The sequence below is a fragment of the Paenibacillus jamilae genome (assembly GCF_050482105.1).
Lineage (GTDB): Bacteria > Bacillota > Bacilli > Paenibacillales > Paenibacillaceae > Paenibacillus > Paenibacillus jamilae_B.
Genome location: NZ_JBCNHI010000013.1, coordinates 158,379 through 179,642, shown reverse-complemented (window position 1 = coordinate 179,642; position 21,264 = coordinate 158,379). Strand labels below are relative to the sequence as shown.

The 21,264-nt window shown below is 40.7% G+C and carries 25 protein-coding genes; 4 read left to right on the top strand and 21 right to left on the bottom strand.

What is annotated here, in order from left to right:
• Positions 1 to 133 precede the first annotated feature (133 nt).
• The 7 genes from ABEW32_RS11060 to ABEW32_RS11030 form a co-directional block, all read right to left on the bottom strand.
• Positions 134 to 1,207 (bottom strand): ABC transporter substrate-binding protein, encoded by a 1,074-nt coding sequence (locus tag ABEW32_RS11060; RefSeq protein WP_430187597.1) that lies wholly within the window; start codon positions 1,205 to 1,207, stop codon positions 134 to 136.
• Positions 1,204 to 2,025, bottom strand: coding sequence for an ABC transporter permease (locus ABEW32_RS11055; RefSeq protein WP_013372269.1), 822 nt, complete (start codon positions 2,023 to 2,025; stop codon positions 1,204 to 1,206). Before ABEW32_RS11055 ends, ABEW32_RS11060 begins: the two co-directional genes overlap by 4 nt.
• Positions 2,015 to 2,827: an ABC transporter permease gene (locus tag ABEW32_RS11050; RefSeq protein ID WP_430187594.1), complete on the bottom strand. Its 813-nt coding sequence runs from the start codon at positions 2,825 to 2,827 to the stop codon at positions 2,015 to 2,017. The genes ABEW32_RS11055 and ABEW32_RS11050 overlap by 11 nt, the downstream gene beginning before the upstream one ends.
• Complete coding sequence (locus tag ABEW32_RS11045) at positions 2,817 to 3,926, bottom strand: ABC transporter ATP-binding protein (protein ID WP_016821693.1); 1,110 nt, start codon at positions 3,924 to 3,926, stop codon at positions 2,817 to 2,819. Before ABEW32_RS11045 ends, ABEW32_RS11050 begins: the two co-directional genes overlap by 11 nt.
• A gap of 75 nt (positions 3,927 to 4,001) precedes the next feature.
• A complete protein-coding gene (locus ABEW32_RS11040) occupies positions 4,002 to 5,138 on the bottom strand; it encodes an N-acetyldiaminopimelate deacetylase (RefSeq protein ID WP_430187592.1) in 1,137 nt (378 codons plus the stop codon).
• A gap of 182 nt (positions 5,139 to 5,320) precedes the next feature.
• Positions 5,321 to 6,034, bottom strand: coding sequence for a 2,3,4,5-tetrahydropyridine-2,6-dicarboxylate N-acetyltransferase (gene dapD / locus ABEW32_RS11035; RefSeq protein ID WP_430187589.1), 714 nt, complete (start codon positions 6,032 to 6,034; stop codon positions 5,321 to 5,323).
• A 212-nt stretch (positions 6,035 to 6,246) separates the two neighbouring features.
• A complete protein-coding gene (locus ABEW32_RS11030; protein WP_430187586.1) occupies positions 6,247 to 7,152 on the bottom strand; it encodes a hypothetical protein in 906 nt (301 codons plus the stop codon).
• A gap of 232 nt (positions 7,153 to 7,384) precedes the next feature.
• Here ABEW32_RS11030 and ABEW32_RS11025 point away from each other — a divergent pair, with 232 nt between their 5' ends.
• Positions 7,385 to 8,329 carry a DMT family transporter gene (locus ABEW32_RS11025; RefSeq protein WP_430187583.1) on the top strand — a complete coding sequence of 315 codons (945 nt, stop codon included), beginning with the start codon at positions 7,385 to 7,387 and terminating at the stop codon, positions 8,327 to 8,329.
• Positions 8,330 to 8,403: 74 nt separating this feature from the next.
• Complete coding sequence (locus ABEW32_RS11020) at positions 8,404 to 9,267, top strand: sulfurtransferase (protein ID WP_430187581.1); 864 nt, start codon at positions 8,404 to 8,406, stop codon at positions 9,265 to 9,267.
• Positions 9,268 to 9,409: 142 nt separating this feature from the next.
• On the opposite strand, the gene ABEW32_RS11015 is transcribed toward ABEW32_RS11020, so the two are convergent.
• The 13 genes from ABEW32_RS11015 to ABEW32_RS10955 all read right to left on the bottom strand — a co-directional run bounded on the left by ABEW32_RS11015 (position 9,410) and on the right by ABEW32_RS10955 (position 18,389).
• A complete protein-coding gene (locus ABEW32_RS11015; RefSeq protein WP_430187578.1) occupies positions 9,410 to 10,414 on the bottom strand; it encodes a phosphotransferase enzyme family protein in 1,005 nt (334 codons plus the stop codon).
• 36 nt (positions 10,415 to 10,450) lie between these two features.
• The gene (locus ABEW32_RS11010) at positions 10,451 to 11,050 is read right to left on the bottom strand and encodes a YdeI/OmpD-associated family protein (protein ID WP_430187576.1); all 600 of its coding nucleotides are present in this window, start codon (positions 11,048 to 11,050) and stop codon (positions 10,451 to 10,453) included.
• 202 nt (positions 11,051 to 11,252) lie between these two features.
• Positions 11,253 to 11,513, bottom strand: a complete 261-nt coding sequence (locus ABEW32_RS11005; RefSeq protein WP_430187574.1) for a hypothetical protein — start codon at positions 11,511 to 11,513, stop codon at positions 11,253 to 11,255.
• A gap of 235 nt (positions 11,514 to 11,748) precedes the next feature.
• Entirely contained in the window at positions 11,749 to 12,204 is a 456-nt protein-coding gene (locus ABEW32_RS11000; protein WP_430187572.1) for a DinB family protein, read from the bottom strand.
• A gap of 170 nt (positions 12,205 to 12,374) precedes the next feature.
• On the bottom strand, positions 12,375 to 12,929 hold the full coding sequence (locus tag ABEW32_RS10995; RefSeq protein ID WP_430187569.1) for a hypothetical protein: 555 nt from the start codon (positions 12,927 to 12,929) through the stop codon (positions 12,375 to 12,377).
• A gap of 340 nt (positions 12,930 to 13,269) precedes the next feature.
• Positions 13,270 to 13,695, bottom strand: coding sequence for a protein export chaperone secb (locus tag ABEW32_RS10990; RefSeq protein WP_430187568.1), 426 nt, complete (start codon positions 13,693 to 13,695; stop codon positions 13,270 to 13,272).
• 71 nt (positions 13,696 to 13,766) lie between these two features.
• On the bottom strand, positions 13,767 to 14,390 hold the full coding sequence (locus ABEW32_RS10985; RefSeq protein ID WP_430187566.1) for a hypothetical protein: 624 nt from the start codon (positions 14,388 to 14,390) through the stop codon (positions 13,767 to 13,769).
• 28 nt (positions 14,391 to 14,418) lie between these two features.
• A complete protein-coding gene (locus ABEW32_RS10980) occupies positions 14,419 to 15,003 on the bottom strand; it encodes a hypothetical protein (RefSeq protein ID WP_430187563.1) in 585 nt (194 codons plus the stop codon).
• Positions 15,004 to 15,291: 288 nt separating this feature from the next.
• Positions 15,292 to 16,086: a phosphotransferase gene (locus ABEW32_RS10975; RefSeq protein WP_430187560.1), complete on the bottom strand. Its 795-nt coding sequence runs from the start codon at positions 16,084 to 16,086 to the stop codon at positions 15,292 to 15,294.
• Positions 16,087 to 16,135: 49 nt separating this feature from the next.
• Positions 16,136 to 16,561 carry a hypothetical protein gene (locus ABEW32_RS10970; RefSeq protein WP_430187557.1) on the bottom strand — a complete coding sequence of 142 codons (426 nt, stop codon included), beginning with the start codon at positions 16,559 to 16,561 and terminating at the stop codon, positions 16,136 to 16,138.
• Between the two features lie 148 nt (positions 16,562 to 16,709).
• On the bottom strand, positions 16,710 to 17,393 hold the full coding sequence (locus ABEW32_RS10965; protein ID WP_430187555.1) for a DMP19 family protein: 684 nt from the start codon (positions 17,391 to 17,393) through the stop codon (positions 16,710 to 16,712).
• Between the two features lie 10 nt (positions 17,394 to 17,403).
• Positions 17,404 to 17,850, bottom strand: a complete 447-nt coding sequence (locus ABEW32_RS10960; protein WP_430187552.1) for a GNAT family N-acetyltransferase — start codon at positions 17,848 to 17,850, stop codon at positions 17,404 to 17,406.
• 89 nt (positions 17,851 to 17,939) lie between these two features.
• Positions 17,940 to 18,389, bottom strand: coding sequence for a GNAT family N-acetyltransferase (locus ABEW32_RS10955; RefSeq protein ID WP_430187549.1), 450 nt, complete (start codon positions 18,387 to 18,389; stop codon positions 17,940 to 17,942).
• A 463-nt stretch (positions 18,390 to 18,852) separates the two neighbouring features.
• On the opposite strand from ABEW32_RS10955, the gene ABEW32_RS10950 reads away from it, so the two are divergent.
• A complete protein-coding gene (locus ABEW32_RS10950) occupies positions 18,853 to 19,260 on the top strand; it encodes a hypothetical protein (RefSeq protein WP_017428266.1) in 408 nt (135 codons plus the stop codon).
• Between the two features lie 94 nt (positions 19,261 to 19,354).
• Here ABEW32_RS10950 and ABEW32_RS10945 read toward each other — a convergent pair whose 3' ends face one another.
• Positions 19,355 to 19,924: a TetR/AcrR family transcriptional regulator gene (locus ABEW32_RS10945; RefSeq protein WP_430187546.1), complete on the bottom strand. Its 570-nt coding sequence runs from the start codon at positions 19,922 to 19,924 to the stop codon at positions 19,355 to 19,357.
• A gap of 241 nt (positions 19,925 to 20,165) precedes the next feature.
• Here ABEW32_RS10945 and ABEW32_RS10940 point away from each other — a divergent pair, with 241 nt between their 5' ends.
• A complete protein-coding gene (locus ABEW32_RS10940; RefSeq protein WP_430187544.1) occupies positions 20,166 to 20,915 on the top strand; it encodes an SDR family oxidoreductase in 750 nt (249 codons plus the stop codon).
• Positions 20,916 to 21,264 lie beyond the last annotated feature (349 nt).

The window sequence follows — 21,264 nt, the reverse complement described above, 5'->3', positions numbered from 1 at the left end:
CGGTCGCCTTTAAATTCTGATTTTCACCTTTTAATACTCAATTATAAAAATCGGAATTTAACAGCGATGGTAAGCACCATCCGCCTCCGCAGCGGCCTCTAAAGCACCACCCCGTAGTCAGCACGCCACTCTCCTATTTTAAATGCATTTTGAATTGCAGGAACAATTCATTATAGTGAGCGAGCATTCGCTTACCCAGATTGTTGTATACTTCCAGCTTATCTGTAATTTCAGATGGAGGATAGAACCGCTCATCGCCAGAAATATCTTTAGGCAGCAATTTCTTTGCATCCTTGTTTGGCGTGGAGTAACCTACAAATTCAGCATTTTGAGCGGCTACATCGGGCTGCATCATAAAATTGATAAATTTATGAGCCGCGTCCACATGGGTAGCCGTTTTTGGAATAACTATATTATCAAACCACAGGTTGGACCCTTCATCTGGCACGATGTAATCCAGCTTATCATTCTGGTCCATGATTTCGGACGCATCACCAGACCATACAACCCCGGCAGCAGCTTCCTCGTTAGCCAGCAGCATTTTAATCTCGTCGCCAACCACTGCCTTGACATTGGGTGCTAGCTTCTCCAGCTTCGTCAAAGCTTGCTGCAAATGCGCCTGGTTCGTATCATTCAAGGAATAGTGAAGACTGTTCAGCGACATGCCCATAATCTCCCTAGCTCCATCCACCAGCAACAGGTTATTACGCAGCTTCGGGTCCCATAGGCCATCCCAGCTATGAAAATCAATGCCTTTCGTCAGCTCCGGGTTAAATACAATCCCAACTGTACCCCAAAAATACGGAACCGAATATTGGTTATTCGGATCAAACGAAAGGTTTAGATAATGAGCGTCTACATGCTTCAAATTCGGCAGCTTGCTATGATCCAACGGGAGCAGCAGATGCTCCTGCTTCATTTTAGCCAAAGCGTATTCCGAGGGAACCGCTACATCAAACGAAGTTCCCCCCTGCTCGATTTTCGTCAGCATCGCCTCATTGGAATCAAATGTCTGATAAATGACAGTAATGCCCGTCTCCTTCTGAAACCGTTCCAGCAGCTCAGGATCAATATAGTCTCCCCAGTTGTACACCGTCAGTGTATTACCACCGGAGTAGCCTTGACTGGAGTTCAGCCAGGCTGCCACGCCCATCAGGCCAAACGAGATAATGAAAATGGACAGAAACACGCGCACAAGCGACTTCATCTAGGCACCCCCATTTCCGCCGCAGGCTCTTTTTTACCATTACGATTCGCCTTGCGCATGATAAAGTAGTAGCCCACCACCAGCAGCACAGTAAACAGGAATATGAGCGTGGACAGCGCATTGATGGACAAGGAAACCCCTTGACGGGCACGTGAGTATATTTCCACCGATAAGGTCGAATAGCCACTGCCGGTCACAAAAAAGGTCACCGCAAAGTCATCCAGCGAGTACGTTAACGCCATAAAAAAGCCTGCATAAATTCCTGGCTTGATAAAGGGCAAAATCACCTTGGTTAGCACATCCAGCCGGCTGGCACCCAAATCACGCGCGGCATCGACCAGAGATGGACTCATTTCCTGAAGCCGCGGCAAAATCATAATGACCGCAATCGGCACACTAAACGCAATATGGGATAACAAAACAGAGTAAAATCCCAGCTTAATCCCAACCATCGTGAACAAAATGAGGAAGGAAGCGCCAATAATAACGTCCGGGTTCACGATTAGTACATTGTTGAGCGACAGCAGCGTATTTTTGACTCGACGGTTCTGCATCTGATGAATAGCCAGCGCACCCATGATCCCAATTATCGTAGCCAATGCAGACGACAGCAAAGCAATCACCAAAGTGTTAATGACAATAATGATCAAACGGGTGTCTGCGAACACCTCTTTGTAATATTGAAGTGTGAAGCCTTCAAACTCATGCATGGTGCCGCCACTATTGAAGGAATAATACATCAAATACAAAATAGGTGCATACAGCACGAGGAAAACAATCACCAAATAAATATTCCCGAATCGGTTTTTATTTACCATGCCGCACCCTCCGTTTCGTTCGCGAGGTGAGCAGCATAATGATCGCCATCGCCAAAATCAGGAACACAGCAACTGTAGAGCCCATTCCCCAGTCCTGAGTAACGAGAAAATGCTGTTCTATCGCCGTCCCCAGCGTAATTACACGGTTACCGGCAATCAGACGGGTAATCATAAACAGCGACAACGCCGGAATAAACACAGCCATACAACCGGACCGGACACCTGAAAGTGTTAACGGGAAAACAACCCTGCGAAACGCGGTCCATTTGGAGGCTCCCAAATCACGGGCTGCGTCCAGCAGTGAAGGATTCAAGCCTTCCAACGCGTTATAGATGGGCAAAATCATAAAAGGCACAAAAATATACACAGATACAAACACAAAGCTGGAGCTGGTAAACAATATTTGCTGACCACCCAGTCCAACCATTCCCAACACCGCATTCACCGGACCATAGGTTCCGAAAATCCCGATAAAAGCATACGTTTTGAGCAGCAGGTTAATCCAGGTCGGCAAAATAATGAGCAACAGCCACAGCTGCTTATGCTTGGTGCGAGTGAGCAAATATGCCGCCGGATACGCCACGAGCAGTGAGCATACGGTAATCAGAAATGCATACCAAAACGAGCTAAGCGTCATGCTTAAATAAACAGGTGTCAGAAACTGAGCGTAGTTGCTGAATGTGAGATGACCATCCACATCAAATAGTGAATAGTAAAATACAAGGACAACTGGCGCCGCCACGAACAGCACAATCCATAAATAGTAAGGCAGCAGATATGCTGCTCTTGTATTACCGGACATGCTGATCCACCTCTTCATAGGCTTCCAGACGCCGATCAAATTCTTCCTCTGTCTCCCCAAACCGCATGACATGAATGGCTTCCGGGTCAAATTTCAGACCGATTTCACTTCCCAGCTCCGCCTTTTTGGTAGAATGCACGAGCCATTCCTGTCCTGAATCATCATAGCAGCTTATTTCATAGTGAACTCCACGGAACAATTGGGTATCCACCTTTACCCGCAGCTTGCCTTCAGCAACACTCGTAATCTCCAAATCCTCGGGCCGGATCACAATTTCAATCGGTTCGTTCGGACGCAATCCTCCGTCAACACATTCAAATTGTCGACCGTTAAATTCCACTTGATAATCCGCGATCATACGTCCAGGAACAATATTCGATTCGCCGATAAAGTCAGCCACAAATCGATTAATCGGCTCATCATAGATATCATTTGGCGTGCCGCTCTGCTCAATCTTGCCCTTGTTCATGACAAAAATTTCGTCTGACATGGCCAGCGCTTCCTCCTGATCATGCGTAACGAATATAAAAGTGATTCCTAGGCGTTGCTGCATTTCACGCAAAATATATTGCATTTCTGTCCGCAGCTTTAAATCCAGTGCCGACAAAGGTTCATCCAGTAAGAGAACATCAGGCTCATTGACGATAGCCCGTGCAATCGCTACACGCTGACGCTGCCCCCCGGACATCTCGGAAATTTCCCGTTCACCGTAGCCTTCCAGATTGACAAAGGACAACGCCTGTGTCACCTTTTCCTGAATATCCTTTTTGTTCATCTTTTTGATTCGCAGACCAAATGCGACATTTTCAAACACGTTCAGATGTGGAAATAGCGCATAATCCTGAAAAACCGTATTGACCTGCCGCTCATTGGCCGGAACACGATTAATGAGTTTATCATTCAAATAAATAGAGCCTTCTGTCGGCTCTGCAAAACCTGCAATCATACGCAAAATTGTCGTTTTACCACAACCGGAAGGACCCAGCAGTGTATAAAATTTACCACGCTCAATCTCAAAGCTGACATCCGCCAGCACCGGGGGATCGTTGTCATATTGTTTGGTCACCCGCTCAAATCGGATGATGGTTTGCTCTCCCATAACACCCTCCTTCAAAAATTCGACTTCATTCCATTACATCCTCTTCATTAAACATAATTATTCAGGCTGTATCATTCACCCTTGAGACTTCCATGTAAAATAGTCTGTCAGCACGCGGATGGCTACCTCAATGGCTTCCTCTGCAGGCTCCAGCTTGGCATGATGCAAGCCATAAGGCGTATCCACGCCAAGCCAGAACATCAGACCGGGTATTCGCTCTAGGAAATACCCGAAGTCCTCTCCCGTCATCGCTTCTCCGCATTCAACGAGCTGCACATCCTGCCGATTACTGACCCAGTTCATGAATTCCTCAGTCACCTTGGCTTCATTGTACACTTGCAAATAATTGGAGCCATAATGAATCTCCGCTTGACATTCAAACCCAGCTTCCACACCGCGCACCAGCGCCTCAATCCGCGATTTAACCAGCGTCATCGTATCGGCAGACAGCGTACGGATTGTACCTTCCAAACGAGCGGTTTCCGCAATAATGTTCTGCTTCGTGCCTCCACTAACCTTGCCAACGGTAATGACTGCTGCATCCAGTGGGTTCACGTTACGGGCTACCACCGTCTGTAATTGCCCTACCAGCTGGCAAGCAGCCACTACCATATCATTCGCCTTGTGTGGATAAGCAGCATGTCCGCCCGTACCCTTGAGATCGATGAAAAGCTCTGACGTATTGGCAAACAGGATACCCGGGCGAGTAGCAATTGTGCCTACAGGATATTCTGGTGCAACATGCAATGCGACAATTTCATCCGGCATCCAGTCGGCCAGCTCCGTGCTGTCCCGCATAGGCAAGGCTCCACCAGGTCCTTCCTCCGCAGGTTGAAACAACACGACCAGATCATCCTTCATCGGATGACTCGCAAAGTGAGTCACAATTCCCAATCCAATCGTCATATGTAAGTCGTGCCCGCAAGCATGCATGTAGCCAGGATGGGTCGAACGGAAATCGTAACCCGTCTCTTCCTCAATCGGTAAGCCATCCATATCACAACGATATCCATAGCGGCACTCAGGAGCCGTTCCATGAATGAATACTAACACGCCCGTACGCCATGTACGAATCTCCAGCCGCTCCTGAGGGAGCGTTTCCAAGTAGTTCAGCAAGTATCGTTGTGTTTTATATTCCTCAAACCCTGGTTCAGGAATTTGATGCAGATCCCTTCGTATTTGAACAAAAGAACGATAATCGGCTGTGCTCATTTTGCTGCTACGCCTCCTCTTTATAGCTCATCAGCTCTTATCTGGCAAAAGAATAAAAGGACAAAAGCCCGGCGCAGCCGCCGAGCCTTGTCCGTTGTGCTTCGTCCCTAAGTTATGCTGTCAGTGCATCATGCTCCTGACAAGGAATCGTTCACCTTTGGTACATAAAAAACTTTGCCTTCTTACAGAACGCGCAGTTCTTTCAAAATCTCAGTTTTGGATTTGGTCTTGTCATCGACCTGTTTGATTACACGTGCAGGTGTACCCGCTACTACGGAGTATGGAGGCACATCTTCAGTTACAACCGCTCCGGCTGCGACAACTGCACCTTTACCAATGCGTACGCCTTCCAGTACAACCGAGTTCGCACCGATCAATACTTCGTCTTCTACGATAACGGGCTGTGCGGAAGGTGGCTCAATGACACCTGCAAGGACAACGCCTGCACCGATGTGGCACATGTTGCCTACTTTAACACGACCGCCAAGTACAGCATTCATATCAATCATGGTGCCTTCACCAATCGTAACGCCAATGTTAATTACTGCACCCATCATAATGACTGCGTTGTTACCGATGCCTACCATATCACGGATATAGGCGCCTGGCTCAATGCGTGCATTAATGCCTTTCAGATCCAGCATAGGAACAGCGGAGTTACGGCGGTCATTTTCCACCACATAATCTTCTTCTTTAGCGTTTGCGCTATCCAGTACCGGCTTGATATCGGCCCAATCACCAAATACCACACCGCTGTCTCCAGAAATAAAAGCTTGAACGTTCTCGCCAAAAGATGCGAAAGCCAAAGCCCCTTTTACATATACTTTAACAGGCGTCTTTTTCTTGCTGTTTTTAATCACGTTGATGACTTCTTGTGTATTCATTTCGATGGACATATTAAATCTAACAACTCCTTCATCGCTTCATACGACTTCGCAAGCCGGAATGATCTTATTCTCTCATCCTTTATAGCACAAAAGTGCAGGTCTCGCAATTACAGATTAGACCCTCGAAGCGCTAACCTAATACCTAAAACAACAAATTTCAGCCGTTTGACTGCCTTAAATTCATAATTGTATGCTAGCGTCCATCTGCCTTTATATCAGGATTATTTATTAGCTTGCAGGCTCTCCAGCGATGTATAAATGAAGGATTCAAAACCTTCAGCAGGCTCCCCTTGTGGAATATTCACTTTCACGCTGAAAGCCCCTGTAGTATTTTCCACAACAATATACTGTTGTGTAATCTTCGAACCGTTCGCTTGCAAGAACAGACGGCTGCTGGTCAGCGCTTTAGGCGCGTCTGCTTTGCCCAGCTTTTGCACCTTGCCAATGGAAGCCAGGTCCTTCTCGCCTTCTTTTTGAAGCTCAGCTAAATTAAAGTTGGAGGGCAACTTCGTAATTTCGGCGTAGTAGTTATCATCTACCGCCAAAGCGACACGGTTTTGATCTGGGAACAGGGACATCGGATCAAACACATACAGCGAATAGCCCTCTCCCTTTGCCAAGATTGCTGTCTGCTTTTCCTTTTTCCCTTCAAGGGTAAGCTCAAAAGTTTGAGTTTTCGCGCGTTCCCCGCCTACTTGCTGATCAGAACTTCCGTTTTGATTGCCATCTGTTGCAGGCTCTGTCTTTTGTATTTTCGTTAAAGTCAGTTGCTTCGCTGTCGCGTCGCCCTCTACTGCCTGTTCGTTATATTCAAACGCTACTGGATCACCTTCTTTAAGTCCAGCTATTACCGTATCCATCCCCTCCCCTAATTGGAAGGATTGGGCTTCGCCGTTGGTCTCAATCTCTACCGTATGTGGGTCAGCAGCTCCGTTGTATACGCCTGTGCCTTTTTTAACCTGCGGTTCAGCAACCGGCTTCGGTGCGACTTGCGGCTGTTGCGTTTGCGGTTGGTCTGCCCCTGAAGGTGTATTGTTATTGGTTTGCGGTTTCGTACCACAGGCTGATAGAGCTAGCACCGCCACGACAGTCAGTAGTACGATTGAAAATGTGTTATGTTTTTTCATAAAATCCACCTCCACTATAATAGACGAGCTTGTGCGGCAAAAGTTCTATGCAGCATCTCACTTAAAATCCTTCCCCTTGCTCCCGCTGATTATATTCTCAGTATTTTGCAAAATCCTAATACCATGGGGATGCCAGGTACGGTATAATGAGCTATATTAAACCTCATTTTCGAGATACCGTTAGAAGGAATTTTAACATATTTATTTTCTTTCATACGGATGGAGCTGCCACATGAATCAAGCACACAAACCGTCGTTTTCCTTTGAATTATTGTACATCATAGGTATTATCGCTATTTCGTTCTCCTCGATCTTCGTCAGATGGTCTGAAGCCGAGGTGTCCGTCATCGCTATGTACCGTCTGTACCTGACCAATCTGCTTATGCTGCCATTGGTCTGGAAATACCGCACCGAGCTATTCAGCCTCACTCGCAAGCAATGGATGCTGATCCTCTGGTCAGGTATCGCGCTAGGGCTGCATTTCTTGCTGTGGATGGGCTCGCTGCGACTGACTACCGTTGCAAGCTCTACTGTTATTATGACACTGGAACCGATCCTTGTCATGCTCGGTTCTTTTTTGTTTTTCCAGACAGGCACGAATCGCGCTATGCTTTTCGGAATGGGTATGGCCTTTGTCGGATCACTGGCCATCGGCGCAGGAGATTTTCATGTCTCAGGACAGGCCCTGCTCGGAGATGCACTGTCCTTCTTGGGTATGGTCGCCGTGTCCATCCACATGCTAATGGGCAAGCATCTACGCGAGCATTTGAGCGCTTTTGTCTATAATTTTTGGGTTTTTATCATCGCAGCCACATCGCTTGCGCTGTATAATGTGGTCAATGCTATACCTTTTACTGGATATGCACCACGCGAATGGGGGCTGTTCCTGCTGCTCGCCATAGTGCCTACGCTGTTCGGACATTACCTGTTTAACTGGCTGCTCAAATACATTAACGCCACCGCGGTGTCGATGGCAGTACTCGGTGAGCCTGTTATCTCTTCCCTGCTGGCATGGGTGCTGCTCGGGGAAAGGCTGTCTGCCTTGCAGTTTGGTGCGGGCTTTTTCATTCTGTTTGGAGTATGGGTTTTCATCCGATACGGAACAGATTTTAAAAAGCAAGTTGTCCACCAAAGTGAAATGCCTGACAATGAGCATCCCCTGAAGGTTAGCTCTTAGCTTATTACCCCATTTTCATAAATCATACTCAACGGATTAAATTTACTGTTAAAAAAAGGAAGGTGGAAACCTCTATGAAATTCATCGTATCCAAACGCTGGCTACTGGCCCGATTGTATGAACCCGACATAATCATTGCTGACTGCCGTTCCCTGCTCGGACAAGCTGGGGCTGGACAGACCGAATTTAATAAAGACCATATTCCAGGAGCGATTCACTTCGATTTGGAAGAAGATCTTACCGCTCCTCTAGGCGAGCATGGTGGTCGCCATCCACTACCTGATGTAGATACACTTGCTGCACGTCTGAGCCGTGCCGGGATCAATGCAGGTTCACGCATCGTCGCTTATGATGACCAAGGGGGTATGATGGCCTCCCGTTTCTGGTGGCTGCTGCGCTACCTCGGACATGAGCAGGTGTACGTACTGGAAGAAGGCTACAGCGCTTGGAAGGAAGCGAAGTTCCCCGTTACGGCAGACCAGCCGATTCGCATTCCTTCGACCTTTGTCGCAAATGTTCAGCCACAAATGCTCACAAGTATGAAAGAAGTACAACGTATATCTGATGCTTCTGTTCCTGTTGGCTCCTATATCGGGTTTTCACCTATATTGATCGACTCCAGAGAGCGGCCGCGCTACCTGGGACTGGAAGAACCTATAGATCAAGTAGCTGGGCATATCCCCGGTGCGGTGAATTTTTTCTGGAAAGAGGTCTTGGACGAAAAAGATGCATTTAAAAATGCAGAGCAGTTGAAACAGCACTTCTCTGACCTTGATCAGAACGCTGAGATCATCGTATATTGCGGATCAGGCGTATCCGCCTGCCCGAATGTTCTGGCCTTGAATGAGGCAGGATTTAGTAATGTGAGACTCTATCCAGGAAGCTGGAGCGATTGGATCAGCTATGAGGAAAATCCGGTGGCGACCGGGGAGGAATAATCCGTTTTTAACGGATATAAAGGTTTTAAAGACAAACCCCACTGCCTTAAGCGGTTAGACTCATGGCAGTGGGGTTGCTTTATTTATGTAAAGGATCTCTGGGTTGATTTCGGAATATAGTTATCATTAACTTATCATACTATTAAAATATAGGGTTTAATTCTAACCACTTTTGAAGCAGTTTAATATCTTCATCTACATTTCTGATGACAGCAGAATCTCCCCAAGTATTTGGAAGATAAGAAATGTATAGAGTGCCAATATTAAATATTCTTCTGAAGGGAATAAAGAGGGCAATAGAATCTACTTCACTTTGGCTCATAGCTCTAACCTTGTTATATCCATTTAAGAATTGATATTTTCGTTCTTCTCTCTTTTTTAATTTCGTTTCGTCACATCCCATGCCAAATGGGAAAGCATACATAGATATGTCATATGCTCTCCATCCATTTCCACAGAAATCAAAATCAAAAAGGATAGGATTGCTGTTAGCGTCAACTCGGATATTCCCACTATATATGTCGCCGTGACATATACCATATTGCGGTCTTTCAACAGTTAAATACTCTAGTTTATCGCTCACATTCTTTGCAACGTCCTCTAAAAAATGCAGGTCAAAATCATGAATGGTTGAGAACTGTCTGACAGCATCCATAGATTTATCTATAAATGATGCAGCATCTAGATTCCATCGTTTTTTTCCAAGCTCACATTTGTCCCAAGCATTATGAATTGTAGCGATATAACTACCTAATCTCTCATTTAATTCAGCCGTTTCCTCAATTTGATTAAACTCATGTTTTCCAACAGACGTATATAGCACTCCATACCTTATCCCATTTGCAGTGTTGAACTGTGAAATAAATTTTCCATCATGTCTTGTAACTGGTGTAGTGATTTCAATGTCTGATAATTTTAGGTGATTGAGCAAATCTACCTCTGCTTGTATTTCTTCCATGCTTCTGATCCCTTGACGGTATACCTTAAAGAAATACTCTTTTTCGTCTGCATTAACTCTATATATGTCATGTATGCCTCTATAAAATAACCGACATTTAAGTAAGGCATAAGAAAAATATTCCCTTGAAATGTACTCACAAAGTGCATCGACAGATAGTACAGATATCTCCAACGGAAAAATATCCAAATGAATATCTCCCTTCAATTTTATTTCTCATCGAGTTTATCGATCATTTAATCCCTTTCCTGCGAGAATGTCTTGCATACATTTTTCAACCCTCGACTCCCGAGTTTTAGATTGTTTGGGTGCAGAAAAATGCATAATGTATGCTCTTTGTCGTCCCGGCGTTAATGCAGCAAAAGCAGTTTTCAAAGCAGGATTTTCATCTAATTTAGCTTGAAATTCTTCTGGAAAAATGAGTTCTGTATTCTTTTTAAAATCCACCTTCAAACCGGTTTTTTCCACTTCAATGGCTTCAATAATATAGGCTTTCAAGATGGCATCCATCTCAACAATTTCTTCAACATTTGTGAACCGAATCTGGCGCCCCGCCTGCGTATCCTCCCCAGGTTTGATTAGAATACCATTGGGGTCTTTTAACAAAGCACCTTTGAAAAACATAAGTGCACAGTGTTCTTTAAAGCCTTGTATTATAGCTATGTTACTATTCTGAAACGTGTAACATGGTTTCCCCCACTTCAGTTCTTCAGTAAGCTGGCAATCGAGCATAATTGCTCTCAACTTTTCCATTTCCGCCTTCCATTTGTTCACTTTTCCTAAATACACATCAACCTTAGGATTCATTTCCTCTCTATTTGTCATGTTAGCTCCCCCCTTATGTTTTTGCTCATCATGTTTATGTATATATATTTACAGAAAATCGATTTTCGATACGAATACAGAAGAAATCACGATATCAAGGGCAAAGCCGCAGCGTATATTTTTATTATACGAATCCAGTCAATCGAAGAATAGCCGTCACATTGCTATATTTATTATATGTTCACCTCATCCCACCTATAAATTACATAACCCAAACTTCTTCGTTCACTTCTCTTGTCTTTATTTCCTCACTCCAACTCATTATTCTTGAGAATTCTACCGCACCCAATACTCCCCATAGCAATGGAAAGAATAGAAATATGGCATTTACCAAAGACAATAATATACCCATCCCTACATCATCCATTGTTCTTATTGATTTAAAACAAATGTGCACCACTAGTGTCAGACTAAATAATCCCAAGCCTATAATACTTACTATTAGTTTGTCTTGCATTCTCATTTTTTTTATTCCCTTCGGTTCCAATTACATATAACGATGCTGTATTCACGATGTCCCAGCGTTTTAGGACTAACAGTCCGGCTGCCACTTGCAGCAGTTAAGCGGTAGGGTGTGTCTGTTGAATTACTTCTATAGCTTGCGTTACAGTTTGACTTGGTTCACAACCCCAAATCATTCCTTCTTCAACAAACCTTTTGTTCCAATAATCTCTCATATTATTCACCCGCCTACATACTCACTTAGCTCTTCTTTTAAGCTCATCAATCTGTCTCATATGATGTTGATCATGCCAGATAAAATCTTTTAAATAAGATATTACAGTAAACTTCCCGTCAGCATATTCTTTAGTAAACTTATCATCTTCCAAACTCTCTATACTCTGCAATATCATGTTACGGTACTGAATAGTCATTTCAGTTAATTCTTCCTTCGTTTTTGTTTTCCCATATTCAACAGCATCCTGATTAAATTGATTAAAATCAATATGTGTTAATGTCAAAGGCGTATTGTTTAATATCGGATGTATGGCTGCTTCATAAAAGTATTTATCCCACAGCAATACATGACTTACGATATCGTGAACTGACCATTTATCTTCAGCAATCTTTATTTGCCAATCCATTTCACGAATCTCAGAAACAAAACATATCCATTCCTTGAACTCCTCTAGTAACTGCGACTTCTCATTCATAGTTTCAGACTCCTTTTTTCAAATTACAATTATTTCCACTTAAATTCCTTTTTCGAGATACCTTCTAGCAGCCCTTGACTCTGTCAGGTGACGCAGTTGAATTCACATTATAAGAAGCCCCATCTTCTAATCCCCATCATTAACCAGCTAAATAAAATGAATGTTCTATACTAACCAAACCAGAAAATCACCCTTACATCTTCAACATCCCCTAATTTCAATAATTTTGGAATTGTTTCATTGATGAAGCCCGAACATGTATCCATAATATTTCTATATTCCATAAATTGATCACAATAATAATTTTCATCCCATTTAAAATTAATCAAATCCTTCAATAATAGCCAACTGTGGTCATAAAAATCATCTTTATTCTCGAATGCAACTTCATTCAATTCAGGGGAAATATCCACAGGAAGACCTCTTGGCAAAGATATGAACTTTAGATTATAATCATTCCTAGTATTCGATAGAATACTAAATAAATCATAGTTTCTATCCCCACTATAAAATTCATAAGGATCACTTGGTTTCAATTTAGCAGTCTTGTCTTCAGGATACAGATAGTAATCAGGGTTAACATTCCACTTATCAGCACTTACCCAAGTAGCAGTATCATTTAATTCTGCCTTACTCTTTTTAATTTTTCTCCATGTACCATCAAATTTTTCATATTCATCTCTGAAGTGTCTTTTCTCTACAAAAAAGCAAATATCCGTTCCCATATAGCCTCCCATAATGTCTTTTTCATACACCCTACTTTAAAAGTCAGTCTCTGTACCAAAAGAAATCTTCATATTAGGAGCATACACTAACCAAGATTCATCACTGAACTTTTTAGAAAAGGTTGCTTCTACTTTTTATTGTTTTTGAGCTTCCGTTTCGTTTAATCTACTAGACAACAAATTGTTGATTATTTCTAAAACGTCATTAGGTCCTTGTCCCAAACCTTCTTCTTATTTTGCCGTATTTCAAATAATGTTTCTGTGGTCATAACGTCCGATGCCTTCGTAGATCAAGGAAGCCAAAGCGACCACAGTGTGAATTACTTAATTTAGTTTCCCTTTAGGGCTCTACTCGAACTAGCACCTCTTCCATAGTCATTTCTGGGGTAATAATTATCGTTTTGTTTAGTTTTCGACTTAGGCCTTTTAGGAAGTTCATGAGTATACCTATTTTTTTCTCTGAGTCTATCTGTATTGGTGAAATATCAAATTCAATAACGCTTCCTTCATAAAAATGCCCACAAATATCAATTTCACTATATTCAATAGTTATCCCAATACTTGCTTCTTTTTTAATTCTTAACAATTCAGCAATATCCCTAATTCTTGTTATTAGCCCATCTATAGTCACTCGATAATTAATTTCGTTACTTTCCAAATACTCAAAAATTATAGCCCATATTTGGATGTCTGTATCCAATATATAAATGTCCCTTAGACTTCCATCTTTAAAGAATACTTCATTCGCTACTTCATCGTAATTCATGCAAACCTCCTAACACTCCGCGTTTCACCTAACGTGCTTATATTTCACGAGTCCTCACTATCTATTTGCTTCTAATCTTCGTTCATTCTATCTGCTCGTATCCAACTCATTTCCTCAATGTTTAATAATTCTTTAAACTCTTCTACTAATTCATGCTCAGATTCTAATTGTGTATAGTAACTATTATTTAAAATATCCTCTAATTGTTTTATTTGTTCGTTATCCAGTTCAAAAAATCTAAATGTTTCTAAATTGCAATTTGTAAACTGTTTTGCTATTTTCTCATTGTATTCATTAGATCTCAGAACTTCTTCAATTAATTCAATTCTGATTGTGTCCCCTCTAGGGTCGACATATAAAAATTCAATGTGATCTTCCTCTGGATATCTTTCTTCTGCAAGCTTAATAATTGAAGTATCTAATAAAACATATGATATATGAAGACTTGCTATCTCTTGTGAATTGTAAACTACACGGTATCCCCAACAGTGATCTTCAAAATTATAAAAATATAACACTGGGATTTTTTCTGAAATTTGAAATAGGCTTTCCGGAATTTCTTCACTTTCTTCTGTATCTTTGGTTATAAAAACAAACCATTTGTCATTTAAATCGTCCGTGTATACAGGATCATGCTCAAGAATTGCCTCTTTATATTTCAATAGTGATAAGCTTCCTGAAGTCAATTCACTCATTGTTTAGCTCCTTTTTAGTCATATTTCACTAATACTCTTCAAATTTATATTTTGTTAATTTATTTAATTCGATCACTTGTTCTTTATTAAAATAGCCCACTAGGCAACCTTGATCTAAAATTGAAATATACAATTTCATGGATTGTTCAGTCTGTATTAACTCATTAAATTTCTTGAATATCTCCATATCCAACCAATCATCATCTACTTTCATTTCCCATCTTATAAATTCATTCTTATACTCAAAAGAGACCCCTGCAGTACTATTCTGAATATCTACGTAATCCGTTATCTTATTTAATTTAAGTTTTGTCATATTCCCTAATCGTATTATTACTCTTGCATAGTCTCCAAGGTCCTCAATACATTCAGCATCCAAATACCACATTTCATCAGATACATTTATAAATTCACCATTGACTTCAACTTCTCCACCTAAAGTATGTAGTAGCAAGTTGTAGGGATCTTCTTCATATTCACTTCTTGAAGTTTCTTCTAAAAGTAATTCTTTTTTTAAACCTGCCCTCATGAAGATACCCAATTCAGAAAGTTGGTTTAGTTGATCTTCAAATATTGTCTTCTTTTTCTTAAATAAACCAAACAGCTTGAACACCTTCTTTTATGGTTTGCGTCCCTTTATAATGTTGCTATAAACATTGCGAAAAAATGCTCTAATGTAACATACTCTTTATCCGTTGTATTCAATTCTTGTCACCTCATAAAATGTAGTGTACTGCTATTTGTTTAAGGGTTGTCTGTCAAAATGCCTCTTCAAAATCCCTATTGAAAACGAAGCTCCAAAAGAGCTCAGCTTGAATAATATGTTATTTGATGTTGCTACTGTTTAGAATTAGCATTCGAATGGGAAACATCTTGTCAAAATAAGACCCGTAGGCCCACATTAATTTTTAATAATAGTTTGTAATTTATCTATAACTTCATTCCGATCTTCACCGTTTACTTCACATACTCGAGCCGCTAAAGTTGGTGCCATCCATTCCTCAAGGAATTTTGGATTCATTTCAGATAGCATTAAATACTCTCTTAGATACTCTCTATTAAAAAATTCACGATATTCTCTCTTAATTAGCCAACTGGGAGCATTAGACGGTAGTGCATGTGATTGAATCATCATCGAAGTTCTAGTAACATCTGCTGCTTGATTTCCAACCAAAACATTCATCCAATCAATAATTATAGGTCCCTTGGATGAAAGAATGATGTTGCCAGGGTGAAAATCATAATGACAAAGTGCATTACCTTCAGGCAATGTATTAAGCACATTTATAACTATTTGCTTCTCATATTCTTTAATCACTTCAGCAGTATTAATTTTGTTGGCTAATTCAGTTTTTAGATTTGAGTTCATTTTGATCTCAATGTGATGCAATTCAAAATGAAGTTGCGCCATTAGCTTAGCATAATGAGAAATACTTAGTTTCGTTGGTTCAATTTGTTTTAGCATTGTTGGCCCATCAATTTTCTCATAAATAAGACACGACGTGCCCTCATACTCCAACAGGCCAGAATAATTAGGTGTTCTAAGATTTAAGTTATTTATAATCTCGGCATTTTTTGCTTCCTTTTTTGCCTCGTGCATTGAGTGGCTCTGATTATGAAAAATCTTTATTACTTCGGTTTTTCCCCATTCATAGACACTTGCAGTATTACCAATACCAAGTAATTTACCTATCATAATTTTCCCCTTTCTTCGAGCAACAGGACGTTGCGTTTGCTTTCTCCAATTAACATTCCAACGCTTTGCTTGCTTCTGTTAGTTCATTATTGGCCTCTAAATATTTTAATATTTTTTCAATATCATCGTGGTCCATTGTGTTCGCTATAATTAGATGTTTAATATTAAACCCTGGTATTTTCATTTCTTTTTTAAAGTGATTTACTAACTTTTGAGGGGTTGTCACCAAACTCCATCGTTCACTTCCATTCGAAAAAGTAAGGGTTACCTCTACCAAATCAAACTCCTTTGGATCATCATCAAACTTCCATTTTTCTAAATAAGGCACTTCTATATTTCCTTCAATAAAATGAGCTTTTGATATCCAAACTGCTTTTCCATGGTTTCCAATAATTTTATACTTGTCCCTATCTTCCTTTTTTATGATGTATTTATTGCCCCTTGTAAGTGCATGAGCATAAACGCCTATACTCATACAAGTTATGATTGGTCCCTCCATCAATTCACTTCCATACCGTATTAATTTAAATGAAATCCTCATCTTCCTATATTTTTTTACCGGACGGGTGTATTCACGGCGCCCAGCACATGCCAGGTTAGATGATATCACGCACTTATGCGAATTACTTACGAACATCCTTAAGCTCTTGCAACAATACAATCCAGTTGTCAGAGAGATAACCAATTAAGTACTCAAAAATATCTCTATCTATTGAATATATGTACAGTCCATCGGCCAATTCTTTAATTTTTTCAAGCAGTCTTTTATTAATGTCATGTCTCTCTTCAAATGGTGTAACTTGATATTGTTCCAATTTTATTTTTCCATTAAGATTAATACCTTCAATAAGACCCCTTATTTCCTCCATAATAGACGAATCTTCTTCCGCTCTAATTAGCTTTAAAGCAGAAATTGTTTCATTCAAGTACTTTCCAGTGGCATTTTCCAGAAATCCAAAAACTCCATTCATTGATAATTCTGTATCAAAATCTATTATCAAAATAATAGTCCGCAAAGATTCTGGTACCTCATAAATTATGTCTCGTATTGAGCTAGCCTCTTCTCCGTAGATAACACTACCCATGTGTTCCACAAGATCTGTAGCCGAAAAGTTATTATGGGGCGGAATTAATAGCTTTTTAACATGATTTAGGGTGCTCATCATATTCACCTTGATTTCATAGTTTTGGTTTTGCATGGTTTCATCTAACGTTTCTGTATTCCTGAACCCAAAGGGGGCGTCTGCTGAAATCTCTCTTCGAAATCCAACTCGCAGACCTAGGCTCCCTTGGAGACGCAGCTCCAACTATTATATTTTAAAGGTCACTTCCTTCATTGATTTCCTCAACGTTAATTTGGTTCAAATCCTTTGTCAGTATTATTTCCAGAGGCTCGTTCTCAAGCATTAAACATCCAGCATCTCTATATCCAAGCTTCCTATAAAAATGTTGAGCTCCTTCATTGGACTGTGTTGAGGTCATGACCATTTCAAATCCTTTTTGTTTCATTAATTCCTCCCAATAGTGGACAACTTTTTTACCAATACCTGCTCCTCTATACTCCTCATCTATCCATATCATATTCATAAATGGTGTGTTGTCCCAAAAAAATCCGTATCTCATCCAACCTATTTCTTGATTGTATTTTCTGATTATTAGGATTTCATTTTCTTTTATTTTGGGTCTTATCAGTGTCTTATGTATGTGCTTGTCTCTTAACGAGATATACTCATAATCTGATTCAATTGCAAAATCAATCTGCATTGTAAGTCCTCCCTTTCCCTCTTTTCATTGAATATCTTTTTGGTAACACTTAGCACTGATGTATTATAACGTTTGAACATTACATAAGTTTATAAAGTCTTTTTAAAAATGTATAAGTCACCTTCTTCTCTAACCTTAGTAAACCCACACTTTGAATAGAAGTGATGATTCTTCACACTCCAGCTAGGAGTATCCAGCCACCATTCAGTGCTGTCTGGAAATGCACTTTCAATTTTCTCCATTACCTTCGTGCCGATTCCCTGATTTTTAAAATTGGGATCAATAAAGATTCTTCCTAGATTATGCACTTGATTACACTCTACAAATATCATAGCTCCCCCGATTATTTCTCCATTAAAGAGTATTTTGAAATATTCGCAATTTTGCATCATCTCCTCTTGCCAACTTACGGAATCATATCCTATGGGCCCAACGGTTCCGTTAATATTAAAATGCTTTGACTCATCCTCAAAACTGGTCTTTTGTATTTCAGCAAGTTTTTGTGCATCATTTTTTCTAGCTTTTTCTAATGTCAGCACCCAACATACCTCCATTGTATTTTCATTTTTTTCCGGGGTTGTCTACTGGAATGCCTGCTCGAACTCCATCCCAGCAGGTCAAGGCTCTGTGAGGATTCTTATGCTTGAATATTATGTTATCAGAAGTTACCGAACTTCTTCATTATGCATTCAAAATCAATCTTCAATTTTTTGACTCCAAACTGAAATCAGTGCTTAACGTAAAGGATAAGGATGAAAATGGAATAACTTCGTCAAACACTAACTTTTAAGTCGAGCTTTTTTATTTTTTATTTTAAAACTTTTACATATTGGAATTATCTCAAGAATATAATCGTATCGATTAGAACAATCAAAAGAGTGTAATTATAGCATATATGATTATATATAGAATTTCTTTCTTTTAAACAGTAGCCTTTCGGTAGCAAAAAAATTTAGTCCATGGTCGATTTTGTGGCAGGAAATAAGATAAGGAGATGTAGAAATGGCTGTGATGCTTGAAGTAACATTAATCGGCATTTCTTATGGGCACAACTTGGATGGAGGGTCATTAGAAATATCCGGTGATCTTTATGTGAAAACAATAAATCAAAACCAGACGGAAAAAGAATCTTTTGTTATGTTTTCTACAAATACACCTGTGACAATAGGCGTTGGAGAGATGTATAGAATTGGTACAGCGGTGAGAATTGCTATTTCTCATGATCAACCCACAATATTTGCTAGGTATATAAGACTTGGTGGTTTCTTAAGCATCGGAAGTCCTAAGTATATAGATATAGACTATGTTTATTCTGCAGCTACTCAATATTATAGGGTTATTTTTCCTAATCAAGATGTTAGTAAATCTGCTGTAGCTCAATATTCGATTAGATGGTTACATTATATTTGACACTATTGCTCTAATATTAGTATAAAATGGAAACCTCCCTTTTTATTATCTTCATTATGGGTGTCAGTCTCAAACAAGCCTCTACATTAGAGGCTCATCTGGACGATGTTCGTTCGTGTCCCTCGACACCACAGTTCAGCAAATTCCAAAATTGTTCAACCATGACCGCTGCCGGATATGGCATTAAACGGGTAATCCACCATTCCAATACCCCCACTGCTGCTGAAATTAAAAATTGCACCGTAATGTCCCTGTTCATTTCCTGATCAAGGTTGATCGAATCCAGATGCGCGCTCAGACTTTGCCGAAACAATGTCTCCATTTGGTTCCGAAAAACCGTACTTCCCTTGTTCGTCAGCATTCTTGAATAGAATGAAGCATGCTGCTCCAAATATTCAAACGTGCGCAGTAGTGCGGTTTTGGAAGGGACATGAAAGAAATTATCTTCAAACATACAATTGCGTAGTAACTCGTTAATTTGAGCTTCCATACATTGATCGCGCAGATCGTACTTGTCAGTGAAATGCAAGTAAACCGTTCCACGATTGACATTCGCTTCCTCCGCAATTTGATTGATCGTAATTCTCTCGAATTCCTTTTCTGACATCAGCCTCATAAAAGCATCAATAATGGCTTGCCTCGATTTTTGAATACGCCTGTCCATATCCTTCTCCCCTTTTTACCATCCGAAAAAATGAACATTTCGAAGTCCTCTGTTGAAAAATCAACACCCACGCTTGTTTTGACCATTGAACCCCATGTATCGCTCTGATACATTCACTTTATAAAATTTATGTTGATGATTCAACATATGTTCAATTTTAGAGAAGCCATAATCATGAAAGCTATTGTTTTAACAATCTTTGAGATGAATTTATTCACAAGAATTAGGAGGGTTTTAAAAATTGAAACTTACAGGAAACACGATTTTTATTACAGGCGGTGGTTCAGGGATTGGACGTGCGTTAGCAATAGCTCTCCACAATCTTGGAAACAAAGTTATTATCTCCGGTCGACGTAAAGAGCGTCTGGAGGAGACGATCAAAGCGAATCCCGGCATATCCGCAGTGGAATTGAATGTACAAGATCCTGCCAGCATAAAGGCGGCCGCCAAGCAGTTAATCGAAGAATACCCGGATGTTAATGTCTTGATTAACAACGCCGGCATCATACAGTCCGATGACGCGGCGGGCGTGATCGATGAGGATGTTTTGATTTCGACTGTCACTACAAACTTGCTAGGTCCCATTCGGTTGACTTCTGCATTCATTGAGCATTTGAAGTCCAAAGAAGAAGCGGTTGTCATCAACACGACTTCAATACTTGGATTTGTACCATTAGCGACAACTGCTGTATATTCCGCGACGAAGGCAGCACTTCATACCTATACGCTGTCCCAAAGGTACATGCTTAAAGACACATCGGTAAAAGTAATAGAAATTGTACCCCCATGGGTTCAAAGCAACAACGATGAACCACGGGCGATGCCGCTTGCTTCATTCATTGATGCAACAATAAAGATACTCGGCACGGATACAGACGAAATTTTGGTGGATGAAGCGAAAATGTTTCGAAATAACCCTGGCCCGAACGAAAATGTTTTTGTGACCCAGCTTAACGATACGATGAATTCTGAACCTCCAAAGATCCATTGATCCATCTGTAATTTAATTTTCAAAAATTTAAGTGAACATGAAGTAAACACTCATCTCCGTCTACTTCATGTTCATTTTACTGCAACTTGTACGTGGAATAAGAAAAAGCGCCAAGCGGTCACACCCATGTTTATTTCTTAAATAATTTTGTTGATTTCACATAACGTTGGGTATTCCCGAAGTTCAAACAGCTTAAGGCACGTAATGCCGGGTGGCTCTGCCACTTAGCTGGTTGAGTTTGTCCGGTGAATTTGCTTTTCCGAAATGCCTCTTCTGGATCAAGGGTCGGGCTTGTCTCGGCCCGATGCTTGAATGTAATGTTATGCAAAGTACCATGACTTCATTGAAT

Coding starts and splice junctions, on each gene's coding strand:
- ABEW32_RS11030 (WP_430187586.1), bottom strand. CDS start 7,152: ATGAAAAAACATAACACATTTTCAATCGTACTACTGACTGTCGTGGCG.
- ABEW32_RS10995 (WP_430187569.1), bottom strand. CDS start 12,929: ATGGGAACGGATATTTGCTTTTTTGTAGAGAAAAGACACTTCAGAGAT.
- ABEW32_RS11000 (WP_430187572.1), bottom strand. CDS start 12,204: ATGAATGAGAAGTCGCAGTTACTAGAGGAGTTCAAGGAATGGATATGT.
- ABEW32_RS10970 (WP_430187557.1), bottom strand. CDS start 16,561: ATGAGTATAGGCGTTTATGCTCATGCACTTACAAGGGGCAATAAATAC.
- ABEW32_RS11010 (WP_430187576.1), bottom strand. CDS start 11,050: ATGACAAATAGAGAGGAAATGAATCCTAAGGTTGATGTGTATTTAGGA.
- ABEW32_RS11060 (WP_430187597.1), bottom strand. CDS start 1,207: ATGAAGTCGCTTGTGCGCGTGTTTCTGTCCATTTTCATTATCTCGTTT.
- ABEW32_RS11045 (WP_016821693.1), bottom strand. CDS start 3,926: ATGGGAGAGCAAACCATCATCCGATTTGAGCGGGTGACCAAACAATAT.
- ABEW32_RS11055 (WP_013372269.1), bottom strand. CDS start 2,025: ATGGTAAATAAAAACCGATTCGGGAATATTTATTTGGTGATTGTTTTC.
- ABEW32_RS11025 (WP_430187583.1), top strand. CDS start 7,385: ATGAATCAAGCACACAAACCGTCGTTTTCCTTTGAATTATTGTACATC.
- ABEW32_RS10950 (WP_017428266.1), top strand. CDS start 18,853: ATGGCTGTGATGCTTGAAGTAACATTAATCGGCATTTCTTATGGGCAC.
- ABEW32_RS11050 (WP_430187594.1), bottom strand. CDS start 2,827: ATGTCCGGTAATACAAGAGCAGCATATCTGCTGCCTTACTATTTATGG.
- ABEW32_RS10975 (WP_430187560.1), bottom strand. CDS start 16,086: ATGATAGGTAAATTACTTGGTATTGGTAATACTGCAAGTGTCTATGAA.
- dapD (WP_430187589.1), bottom strand. CDS start 6,034: ATGTCCATCGAAATGAATACACAAGAAGTCATCAACGTGATTAAAAAC.
- ABEW32_RS10985 (WP_430187566.1), bottom strand. CDS start 14,390: ATGAGTGAATTGACTTCAGGAAGCTTATCACTATTGAAATATAAAGAG.
- ABEW32_RS11040 (WP_430187592.1), bottom strand. CDS start 5,138: ATGAGCACAGCCGATTATCGTTCTTTTGTTCAAATACGAAGGGATCTG.
- ABEW32_RS11005 (WP_430187574.1), bottom strand. CDS start 11,513: ATGAGAATGCAAGACAAACTAATAGTAAGTATTATAGGCTTGGGATTA.
- ABEW32_RS10960 (WP_430187552.1), bottom strand. CDS start 17,850: ATGCAGATTGATTTTGCAATTGAATCAGATTATGAGTATATCTCGTTA.
- ABEW32_RS11020 (WP_430187581.1), top strand. CDS start 8,404: ATGAAATTCATCGTATCCAAACGCTGGCTACTGGCCCGATTGTATGAA.
- ABEW32_RS10945 (WP_430187546.1), bottom strand. CDS start 19,924: ATGGACAGGCGTATTCAAAAATCGAGGCAAGCCATTATTGATGCTTTT.
- ABEW32_RS10990 (WP_430187568.1), bottom strand. CDS start 13,695: ATGAATTACGATGAAGTAGCGAATGAAGTATTCTTTAAAGATGGAAGT.